We start from the raw sequence: 10,509 nt of genomic DNA, 5'->3' as shown, positions 1-10,509 counted from the left end.
CACCGCCGAGCGCGCCCGTGACCGTCGAGACGAGGCCGGTGACCGGTGCGAGCGGGCCGCCGCTCGTGCCGCCTGCTGCGCCACCGAGTGCGCCCGTTACCGTGGAGACAAGGCCGGTGACCGGTGCGAGCGGGCCGCCGCTGCCGCCCGTTGCACCGCCGAGCGCGCCCGTGACCGTCGAGACGAGGCCGGTGACCGGTGCGAGCGGGCCGCCGCTCGTGCCGCCTGCTGCGCCACCGAGTGCGCCCGTTACCGTGGAGACAAGGCCGGTGACCGGTGCAAGCGGGCCGCCGCTGCCACCCGTTGCACCTCCGAGTGCGCCGGTAACCGTCGAGACGAGGCCGGTGAGCGGAGCGAGCGGGTTGGTCACGCCGCCGGTGCCGCCCGTGAGCAGGCCGCCGACGGCCTTCACCGTGTTGCCCGTCGACGAAACCGTGTTGCCAAGGCCGGTCGTGACGGGGTTGCCGCCCGTCGACGCGAGCAGGGCGCCGGCCTGGTTCAGGCCGTTACCGACCGTGCCGAGCAGCGTGTTGACGGGCGCGCCGAGGCCGGTCGCCGTGCCGACCGTCTGGGTCGTCTGGCCGACCATCGTCGTGATCGGCGTGATGGCCGAGCTGACCGCCTGCGTGACTTGCTGGATCGGGCCGGTCGACAGTGCGTTGGTGAGGGTGGTGCCGCCGTTCGATACGGCGCCGCCGAGTGTCGATACGAGTCCGCCGACGGCGCCCGTGACCGGCGCGAGCGGCGTCAGCGGGCCGCTGCCGAGGCTCGAGACCAGGTTGCCCGTCTGCGTGACCGCGCCGCCGAGTTGGTTGACCACGCCGCCCGTGCTGGCGAGCGTGGTGCCGAGCGGATCCTTCGTCGCGCCGAGCTGGCCGAGACCGTTGCCAAGGCCGTTGCCGAGCGCGGTCACGGCGCCGCCGACGTTTTGCACGATGCCGCCAGCGGCCTGCGTGGTGGCCGGGTTGACGCCCGGCAGCGACTGGTTGGCGATGACGGAGCCGAGACCCGAGACGGTTCCGCCGACACCCGTGACGATGTTGCTGCTGCTTGCGAGGACAGTTCCCACTGGGTTCGACGACACACCCGAGGTGCCGGAGGTGCCGCTCGTACCCGACGTACCGCTGGTGCCGGAGGTACCGGAGGTGCCACTCGTGCCCGAGGTTCCGCTGGTGCCGGAGGTACCGCTCGTACCCGAACTTCCGCTGGTGCCGGAGGTGCCGCTCGTGCCCGAGGTACCGCTGGTGCCGGACGTACCGCCACCCGACGTGGAGATCGAATCGCCGGCGCCCGAGCTCGAGCCGCCGCCGAGCCCCTGGCTGATGGAGCCGGAGCCGCCGCACGCGGAGAGGGAAAGCATGGCTGCAACGGTGGCCGCGATCAGAGTCGTCCGGAACACGCCATGAGGGATAACCTTAATGTCCATTTTGTCCTCGCATTAAAAATGTGTTGTGAACTGCGTTGTGTTGAGTGGTGCGCGGACTACTCTGCAACAGTCGTGCCATTTCGATGCCCGACGGTTCGACAACAGGTTTTAAACGGGGCAATTCCTTGTTGGAAAAGGAAGTTATGGAAATTGAAAGATTGTTGAATCTGTTTAAGCACAGATAAATGAGAACGGTTTCGACCGTTTCGTAACGTAACGTCACAACATTGGCGTTACGCGTGGGGCGTAACGTGGTGGCCGCGCAGGCTTGGTGGACGAGGCAATTGTTTTACTGGTGGATTAGGTGTGCACATCTAACCTATCGTAAATCCTATGTGTAAGTCATACCGAAACGCCGTACAAATACGCTGTGCTGCTGGTCATTTTTTCGATCCGAGTCGTTAAAAGAGGTTGGAAGTTAAATAGGATCGGATATAGAATCCGGAGCAGATGTAAGCAAATGTACGGTTCGGTACACAACGTTCGAGGAGGGGCACTATCGCGAATGTTAACTTGCATCAAATGTTGAGCCATGCCCCTCGGGGCAATCTATAAAGAAAGCGCACCTGGTTGTCGTTACAGCAAATGTGGCGAACAACGTGGGGCAAGCGGCCAGATATGCGGGGACGTATACGTATAAAAGGCCAAAAAACGTAAATACAGGCACGAGGAATAAAATGAAAGCACTCATCAAGCGCTTCCTTAAGGAAGAAGACGGGGTTACCGCGATCGAGTATGGTCTGATCGCGGGTCTGATTGCAGTTGCCATCATTGCTGGCGCCTCATCGGTGGGGACTAGCCTCAGCAGCACCTTCACGAAAATCGGAACCTGTGTCTCGTCGCCGAGCGCCGGGTGCTGGACGACGCCTGCCACCTGATAAGTAAAAACTGCCGGTTCCGAAAACACCTTGCGGCTTTGCGGCGGGCGAATTATTGACGTAATTCGCCCGCTGTCCTGGTCGCGGCAGGTCGCGACGTGATGGCTCATCTTTTTTTCATCGGGGCATTCCTGTGCTGGGCGGCATTCGTCGCGTCTAGCGATATCCGCTTTCGGCGTATTCGAAGCTCGCTGGTCGTCGCGGGGTTGGTCGGCGCATTGGTGGCTGCGACCATCGATCGAAATCCGTTCGGAATCTCGTTGTCCCAATCATTGGTCGGTGCGGCTGTGGGGCTGGTTTGTTTTTTCCCCTTGTTCGCATTGCGTGTAATGGGTGCAGCCGACGTCAAGGTATTCGCCGTACTGGGTGCATGGTGTGGTGCGCCAGCGCTGTTGTGGCTCTGGATTGTCGCGAGCCTCGCCGCAGGCGTGCACGCGCTCTGGGTGATGTTTCTGTCGCGTACGCCAGTCTCCGCACTGTACAAGCGCGCGACGCCCACGATGACGCTCGGTGCCCGTCGAGCGACGCCATACGCGGCGTTTCTGGTGATGCCTGCGGCTGCTTGGCTACTGCATCTTGTGTATGTGAGGGGAATGTGATGGCTCGGGGGACGCAAGCACGCCAGCCGTCCGCATGGCGGCGGCAACGGGGGGTGGCGGCGGTCGAGTTCGCTGTCGTGTTTCCTTTGTTCTTCCTGATCTTTTACGCGATCGTCACGTTCGGGATGGTTTTCATCATCCAGCAAAGTTTGACATTCGCGGCATCCGAAGGCGCACGCGCCGCGTTGAACTACACGTCTGTGCCGTGCGACCGGCTGCAGGTCAATGCGCGGAATGCGGTGACGCAAGCGTTGGCCGGCGCGCCCTGGTCGAGTAACGTCAGTTTCGCCGCGCAGGTTTCCACGTCGGCGCCGGCACCCACATCGACGCCCGGCGTGACCTGCGGCACGGCATTCGTATCGACGTCCACGTCCGCATTCAACGTGATGGTGACGACGACCTATTCATACGCGGCGAATCCGCTGATTCCGTGGATATTCCTGTTCAATGCGCCGCAGTTGCAGAGTAGCGCGACCGTGCAGGTTCAGCCCAGCATGCTTTGAATCGCACACCTATTGAATGTAGTCACCCGACCGTTGACACGCTCCAGAACCTGATTCCGGCATTCCCATACCAACATGGCCAACAATCTGACAAAAATCATCGCGGGGTTGCTGATTGCGATCGCTGTTCTGCTTGGGATCTACGCATGGATGCTCGGGCGCAGTACGTCGCGTCCCGTCCCTGTACAACCCACCGTCGCTGCGAACCCGGTACCCGTGGTCATTGCGACGCGCACGCTGCCGGTCGGTCAGCCGATTGCCGCCGATGCCCTGAAGGTTCAACCGACTGCTCCTGCGCCGGCCGGCGCGTTTGCCGATCCGGCCACGCTGGTGGGTCGCGTTCCCGCGAGGGACATCCCGGCGTCGACGCCGGTCGTGTCGGACGCACTGGTGTCCGGGCTCGCCGAGGACGTTCAGCCGGGCGAACGTGCGATTGCGGTTCGCGTCGACGAGACCAATGCGGTCGGCAACCGTCTGCGGCCCGGCAACTTCGTCGACGTATTCGTGAACCTGAAGCGTGAAGGGGGCGGCGGAATGTTCGATGGCGAAGTGTCGCAGACGCAGGCGCGGCTGCTGATGTCGAAGGTTCGCGTGCTGTCGTTCGGCGATGCGACACCGGAGCGCGACAGCGGCAGCAACACGAACGGCAATAACGGCCAGCCGAGCAACACGCGCATCGCGGTACTCGCGATACCGACCGCGCAGGTCGATGCACTGACGCTCGGCGAGGCGAGCGGCCGGCTGACGCTCGCGCTGCGCAATCCGCGCGACGACGAGCTTGCGACGCAAACGGTGGCGGTGCGCACCGACAACAAGCTGTCGCCGTCGGCGCTTGCCGCCGCCGGCGTATCGCTGCAACAACTGTCCGGCACGTCGAGGACCGCAGTGGCCAACATGAATGTGCCGCCGCTGCCGTCGCGCCTGCCGCCTGCGGTGCGGCCAGGCGGCAGCGGTAGCAGCGGTGGCGGCGGCAGCATCGAGGTAATCCGGGGCGGCCGGTCGGAAACGGTTGCGTATTGAACAACATCGATGGCCATCGATATCAGCGACGACAAGTAACGGCCGTGCGACGGTCCAATAAACAATGAAAAACTCACTGATTGCATTCGCGATTGCTCTCTGGACCCTGACATTCGCCTCCTTTGCAAGCGCGAGCAGCACGATCGAGCTCGCGGTTGGCGCGCAGCGGCAGATTTCCGCCGGCCGCGCGCTGCAGCGGGTCGCCGTCGGCGATCCGGCGATCGCCGATGTGCTGATCATGAAGGGCAGTCGTGCCGGTTCGGTGCTGCTGATCGCGAAAGCGCCGGGGGCGACGAACGTGATGTTGTGGGAGCGCGGTCACGACGAACCGACGGTCTGGAGCGTCGAAGTCGTCGACGCGGCTGCGCAAGCGGTACTCGATGGCTCGACGCCGCAGGTGAAAGCGTACGGCGGGACATCGGTGCTGCGGGGAACGTCGGCATCGCTCGATGCGCACGAGCGGGCCGCGGCGGTTGCCAAAAACATGAGCCCCAAGGGCACGGTGATCGATCGCTCGACGCTGGTCGGCAAGAACGTGGTGCAGGTCGACGTGCGGGTGGTGGAATTCAGCCGCTCGGTGCTCAAGCAAGTCGGCTTCAACTTCTTCAAGCAGAGCAACGGATTTTCGTTCGGCTCGTTCTCGCCGGGCGGCGTGCAATCGTACGGCGGCGGATCGGGGCCGGGCACGGGCGGGTACATTCCCACGCTCGGCGCACCGGTTGCCTCCGCATTCAATCTGGTTGTGAACGCCGCGGGACGTGGCATCTTCGCTGACCTGTCGCTGCTCGAAGCAAACAACATGGCGCGCGTGCTCGCGGAGCCGACGCTCGTCGCGCTGTCCGGCCAGAGCGCCAGCTTCCTCGCAGGCGGCGAGATTCCGGTGCCGTCGCCGCAGGGGCTCGGCTCGACTGCGATCCAGTGGAAGCAATACGGCGTCGGGCTGTCGCTGACGCCGACGGTGCTGAGCCCGAGCCGGATCGCGCTGAAGGTCGCACCGGAATCGAGCCAGCTCGACTTCGTGAACAGCGTGACGATCAGCGGCGTTGCCGTGCCGGGCATCACAACGCGCCGTGCCGATACGACGGTCGAACTCGGCGACGGCGAGAGCTTCGTGATCGGCGGCCTGATCGACCGCCAGACGATGTCGAACGTGAACAAGGTGCCGCTGCTCGGTGACCTGCCGATCATCGGCACGTTCTTCAAGAACCTGAACTACCAGCAGAACGACAAGGAATTGCTGATCATCGTGACCCCGCATCTCGTCGCACCGATTGCGAAGGGGGCGGTACTGCCGGCGACGCCCGGCGAGTTGTCCGAGCAGCGTGATGGGCCGGTGTGGCGATCCTATCTGGGCGGCGCGGCGTCGCCGGATGCAGCACCGGGGTTTTCAAGATGAATGTGAAGCATTGCGCGTTGCGGCACATTGCTACGCCTTGCGTAATCGGGGGTGTTCGACATGAATGCACGAACTCAATCATTGTGTGAACCCGCCGTGACCGACTACTTCGTTTGCGCATCGACAAAGGAAGCGCATGTGCGCTGGCTGGCCGATACGCTGGTGTCGGCCGGGGCGGTCGAGGCCGCGTCGCTGGAGCCGGGTGCGCTTGCGCAGCGCATCACGGGGCTCAATCCGGCCCTGGTGTTCATCGATTTCTCCGAACGCAGCGATGCAGCGAGCGTCGCCGCTGCCACGGTACGCGCAGCGCATCCGGGGTTGCCGATCGTTGCGCTCGGCTCGCTCGCCCAGCCGGAAAGCACGCTCGCTGCACTGCGTGCGGGTGTGCGCGACTTCATCGACGTGTCGGCCTCGGCCGAGGATGCACTGCGGACGACGCGTGGTCTGCTGACTCACGTCAGCGAGCCGACGAGCCGCCACGGCAAGGTCGTCGCACTGCTCGGGGCGCGTGCCGGCATGGGCGTCAGCACGTTTGCCGCGAATCTCGCGGTCTGGCTGCAGAAGCGGGCGCTCGGCCCAGGGTCGACAGGCAGCCCGGACGGCGGCGTGCCGGCCGGTCGCCAAACCGCGCTGATCGATCTGGGGTTGCCAGCCGGTGACGGTGCGCTGTTCTTGAATACGCGCTGCGAATTCCATTTCATCGACGCCGTGCAGAACCTGCGCCGCATCGATCGCACGTTCGTCAACACCGCACTCACGCGGCACCAGAGCGGCGTCGCACTGACGACACTGCCGCCGGACCTGGGCGCGTTGCGCGACGTGTCTTATGCGTCATGCATCGGTTTGCTGAACCGTTTTCGCGCGTTCTTCGACCAGCAGGTCGTCGACCTCGGCGGGTTCTCGAATCGCGAGTTCGTCATGCAGATCGCCGCATCGGCAGACGAGTCGTGGCTTGTCTGCGATCAGGGTGTCGCATCGATCGTGTCGGCGGCCGACTTGCTCACCGGGCTGCGCGATGCGGGCGTCGATACCGACCGCGTCAAGCTCGTGGTCAATCAGTACGATCCCGCGCTGGACCTGATGCCGGGGCAGATCGCCGAGCGTCTCGGCTTGTCGCTGGTCGGCACCTTGCCCGCGCGTCGCGTCGCGATCGGCCATGCCGCGAACCAGGGACGGCTCATCGTCGATGCGGCGGAGCGCGATCCGTATGTACGCGCACTCGAATCCCTCGCCGCGCGGCTGCCCGGCGTATCGGGCATGGCGGGCGCGTCGCGCGCCGCGCCGGGCCTGTCCGCGCTCAAGCGTTTCATTAAACCCTCGTCCAAGCGGTCATAACCGATGGCACACGACATTCAATTTGCCGACGGCGCAGCGCCGTTCTCCCAGACGCAGCAATTCCACGACATCAAGAATGCCGCGCACGAGCATCTGCTGACGCGTATCGAGGAACTGGGCGCCGAGTTCGGCCGATGGTCCCGCGAGGCGATCAATCAGTTCGTCGATCTCGAGATTGACAGCTTCGTGCGCCTGCGTCGCATTCCGCTCAACGAGAACGAGGTGCGCACGATCGCCGAAGCGCTGACGAAGGAACTCGCGGGCTTCGGGCCGATCGAGGATCTGCTCGCGGATCCGGCGGTCGAGGACATCCTGATCAACGGCTATAACGACGTGTACGTGTCGCGCCACGGGATTCTCGCGAAGCTGCCGGTGCGCTTCACCGACAACGCGCATTTGCTACGCATCGTGCGCCGGATTCTTGCGCCGATCGGGCGTCGCCTCGACGAGTCGAACCCGATGGTCGACGCGCGACTGCCGGATGGCGGACGCGTGAACGTCGTGATCGAGCCGCTGTCGATCGACGGCCCGATCGTGTCGATCCGGAAATTCCGCAAGGATCCGCTCAAGCCCTCGGACCTGCTCGGCAACGGCACCTACAACGAAGAGATCGGTGCGTTGCTCGAGGCGGCGGTCGAGGCGCGTTGCAACGTGCTCGTGTCGGGTGGCACGAGTTCGGGGAAGACGTCGCTGCTTAACGCGCTTGCATTCCACATTCCGGAGGCCGAGCGTGTCGTGACGATCGAGGATACGGCCGAACTGTCGCTGAATCACCCGCACGTCGTGCGTCTCGAGAGCCGTCCGGGCGGTTTCGACGGAACCGGCGTCGTGTCGATTCGCGACCTGCTGCGCAATACGCTGCGAATGCGCCCGGACCGGATCATCGTCGGCGAAGTGCGCGGCGGCGAAGTGCTGGAAATGCTGCAGGCGATGAACACGGGCCACGACGGCTCGATGGGCACCGTGCACGCGAGCTCGCCGCGCGAGTGCTTGTATCGTCTCGAAATGCTCGCCGGTTTCGCGGGCTTCCAGGGGACCGAATCGAGCCTGCGTCGCCAGATCGCGAACGCGATCGACTTCATCGTGCAGATCGGGCGACTGTCGAATGGACGCCGCCGGATTCTGTCGATCACCGAGGTGACCGGGTTGTCCGACAACATCATCGCGACGCAGGAGCTGTATCGCTACGAAGCGCGCGTGACGCCGGAGGGCGAGGAGGTCGATAACTGGGAGTCGCTGGGTATCCATCCGCATTCGCCGAAGCTCGCACGTTTCCGCCAGACGTTGATGAACAGCGGATTGGGTGGCGGCGGGTTCGGCGGCAGCGGTTTCGGTCGCGGCGGGGGCTTCAATGTATAGCGCGATGGTCTGGATGCTCGCGGTCGCAATGGTGTGCGTGGCATCGGCGCTGATGTTGTGGCGACATGCGGAAACTCGGCGCGTGCGCACCGATGCAAAGCGCTTCATCGACAGCCGGCTTGAACCCGGTGCACGCGCGGCTTCGCCGTCTGCAAGACCGGCGTCATCCGCTGCGTCGCGGACTGTGGCGTCATCCGGTGGCGTGCGCAACGCGACATCTCGTGCTTTCTGGGCGCACTGGTACGCGGTCGCGACGGAGTATCTGACCAATCTCGTGAACCGCGCCGGGATCGAAGGCGCGCGCGGCAAGGCGATCGTCGCGCTGGCCGTGCTCGTCGCGATTGCGTCATTCGCGGGCAGCCGCGGCGGCGCGCTCGCGTGCTTCGCCGCGCTGGTCTGCGGGGCTGCGATTTTTGGCATCTGGATCGCATCGCGCATCCAGCGGCGGCGCCTGAAGATCGTCCGGCAGATCCCGTCGTTTCTCGACGGGATCGTGCGACTGGTGACGCTTGGCAACAGCGTGCCAGCCGCATTTCAGGCAGCGCTGCTGACGACGGAGGAACCGCTGCGCGGGTGTCTCGATCACGTGTCGCGGATGTTGCGGACGGGTGTCGAGATCGACCGCGCGATGCTCCATATTGCGAAGATCTATCGGGCGCAGGAATTCGAACTGCTCGGGTCGGTGCTGCGCTTGTCGGTCAAGTATGGCGGCCGCGCGGACGTGATGCTCGAACGCATGGCCGTATTCATGCGTGACCTCGAGCAGGCGGAGCGCGAGCTGACGGCGATGTCGGCCGAGACGCGGCTATCGGCGTTCGTGCTTGTGATGCTGCCGATCGCGATCGGCAGTTTCGTCGTGATGACCAATCCGAAGTATCTGGAAGGGATGTGGATCGACCCGGGCGGAAGAACGCTCCTCATCTTCGCGTTCCTGATGCAGGTCGCGGGAACCGTGTGGTTGTATCGAATGGCTCGACTCAGGTGATGCGATGACGGCAACTCAGATCGGATCGGTTGCTCTGGCGCTTGGCGCGCTAGGCGTGCTGTTGTTTGGACTGATTGCGTTGATGCGTGCGAGCGCCGCGTCGCGTGCTGAACGCGCGCTGGCCGATGCGCTCGACCAGCGCATGGCAACACGCGACGCGGCCAAGGTACGGCCCACGGCGGAGGACGCGACCGACGCGAAACCGGTTTCTCCCGGCCGTCAGCGCATCGAGCGCATGCTTGCGCGACTGTCCGCGGCGGGGATGCGCTGGCTCGATACCGGGTTCGGCAAGCACATTGTCGCGGAAGAGGATCGCCGCATTCTCGAGCAATGCGGCTACGTCGATTCGCGCACGCGCGGACTGTTCCTGAGCGCGCGGATCGCGTGCGGGATCGGGTTGCCGATTCTGTTCGCGATATTCGCCAGCGGACGGATGAAGGGCGCGTACTGGATGATCGGGATGTTCGCCGCATTCGGGCTCGGTTTCATGCTGCCGAAGCTTTACGTGCAACGCCGTGCCGCCGCTCGTCGCCAAAGCGTCGTCGATGAACTGCCGTTGTTCGTCGACATGCTGCGCCTGTTGCAGGGTGTCGGGCTGTCGCTGGATCAAAGCCTGCAGGTCGTGACCAACGATTTCCGCGGGATGATGCCGGTGCTGTCGTCGGAGGTCGGCATCGCACAGCGTCAGTTCGCAGCAGGCCGCACGCGCGATCAGTCGATGCAGCGGTTGTCGGGCGGGTTCGAAAACGAGGACTTGCGTGCGATTGCCCGGTTGATGGTGCAGGTCGACAAGCACGGCGGCGCGGTGCAGGAGCCGCTCAAGCAGTTCGGCGACCGGCTGCGGGAGACGCGCCGCGCGATGCTTCGCGAGCGGATCGGCCGACTGACCGTGAAGATGACGGGTGTCATGGTCCTGACGCTGTTACCCGCGCTGCTGATCGTAACGGCAGGGCCCGGGTTGCTGGCAGTGCTGCATGCGCTGTCGGCGCATCAATGATGGGTGGAAGG

The 10,509-nt window shown here is 64.4% G+C and carries 10 protein-coding genes; 9 read left to right on the top strand and 1 reads right to left on the bottom strand.

All coding sequences use genetic code 11. The features are described 5' to 3' along the window. A partial coding sequence (locus tag G3N61_RS05945; RefSeq protein WP_205821841.1) for a collagen-like triple helix repeat-containing protein occupies positions 1 to 1,426 on the bottom strand: 1,426 nt, incomplete at its 3' end. A 677-nt stretch (positions 1,427 to 2,103) separates the two neighbouring features. Between G3N61_RS05945 and G3N61_RS05940 the strand changes: the two genes are divergently transcribed. From G3N61_RS05940 to G3N61_RS05900, 9 genes are all read left to right on the top strand, one after another. Next, positions 2,104 to 2,304: a Flp family type IVb pilin gene (locus G3N61_RS05940; RefSeq protein ID WP_043182600.1), complete on the top strand. Its 201-nt coding sequence runs from the start codon at positions 2,104 to 2,106 to the stop codon at positions 2,302 to 2,304. 101 nt (positions 2,305 to 2,405) lie between these two features. Next, positions 2,406 to 2,903: a prepilin peptidase gene (locus G3N61_RS05935; protein WP_043182602.1), complete on the top strand. Its 498-nt coding sequence runs from the start codon at positions 2,406 to 2,408 to the stop codon at positions 2,901 to 2,903. After that, entirely contained in the window at positions 2,903 to 3,406 is a 504-nt protein-coding gene (locus G3N61_RS05930; protein ID WP_175021978.1) for a TadE/TadG family type IV pilus assembly protein, read from the top strand. Before G3N61_RS05935 ends, G3N61_RS05930 begins: the two co-directional genes overlap by 1 nt. Positions 3,407 to 3,481: 75 nt before the next feature. Further along, the gene (gene cpaB / locus G3N61_RS05925; RefSeq protein ID WP_205821840.1) at positions 3,482 to 4,426 is read left to right on the top strand and encodes a Flp pilus assembly protein CpaB; all 945 of its coding nucleotides are present in this window, start codon (positions 3,482 to 3,484) and stop codon (positions 4,424 to 4,426) included. Between the two features lie 64 nt (positions 4,427 to 4,490). Beyond that, entirely contained in the window at positions 4,491 to 5,822 is a 1,332-nt protein-coding gene (locus G3N61_RS05920; RefSeq protein WP_205821839.1) for a type II and III secretion system protein family protein, read from the top strand. 60 nt (positions 5,823 to 5,882) lie between these two features. Then, complete coding sequence (locus G3N61_RS05915) at positions 5,883 to 7,157, top strand: fimbrial protein (RefSeq protein ID WP_043183145.1); 1,275 nt, start codon at positions 5,883 to 5,885, stop codon at positions 7,155 to 7,157. A gap of 3 nt (positions 7,158 to 7,160) precedes the next feature. After that, a complete protein-coding gene (locus G3N61_RS05910; protein WP_205821838.1) occupies positions 7,161 to 8,516 on the top strand; it encodes a CpaF family protein in 1,356 nt (451 codons plus the stop codon). Further along, positions 8,509 to 9,501 carry a type II secretion system F family protein gene (locus G3N61_RS05905; protein WP_205821837.1) on the top strand — a complete coding sequence of 331 codons (993 nt, stop codon included), beginning with the start codon at positions 8,509 to 8,511 and terminating at the stop codon, positions 9,499 to 9,501. The genes G3N61_RS05910 and G3N61_RS05905 overlap by 8 nt, the downstream gene beginning before the upstream one ends. Before the next feature lie 4 nt (positions 9,502 to 9,505). After that, positions 9,506 to 10,498, top strand: a complete 993-nt coding sequence (locus G3N61_RS05900) for a type II secretion system F family protein (RefSeq protein ID WP_043182611.1) — start codon at positions 9,506 to 9,508, stop codon at positions 10,496 to 10,498. Positions 10,499 to 10,509: the final 11 nt, after the last annotated feature.

This window comes from Burkholderia sp. Ac-20349, from assembly GCF_017104865.1.
GTDB classification, from domain to species: Bacteria; Pseudomonadota; Gammaproteobacteria; order Burkholderiales; family Burkholderiaceae; genus Burkholderia; species Burkholderia aenigmatica.
The sequence above is the reverse complement of the archived record's forward strand: the minus strand, read 5'-3'. Positions and strand labels throughout refer to the sequence as shown.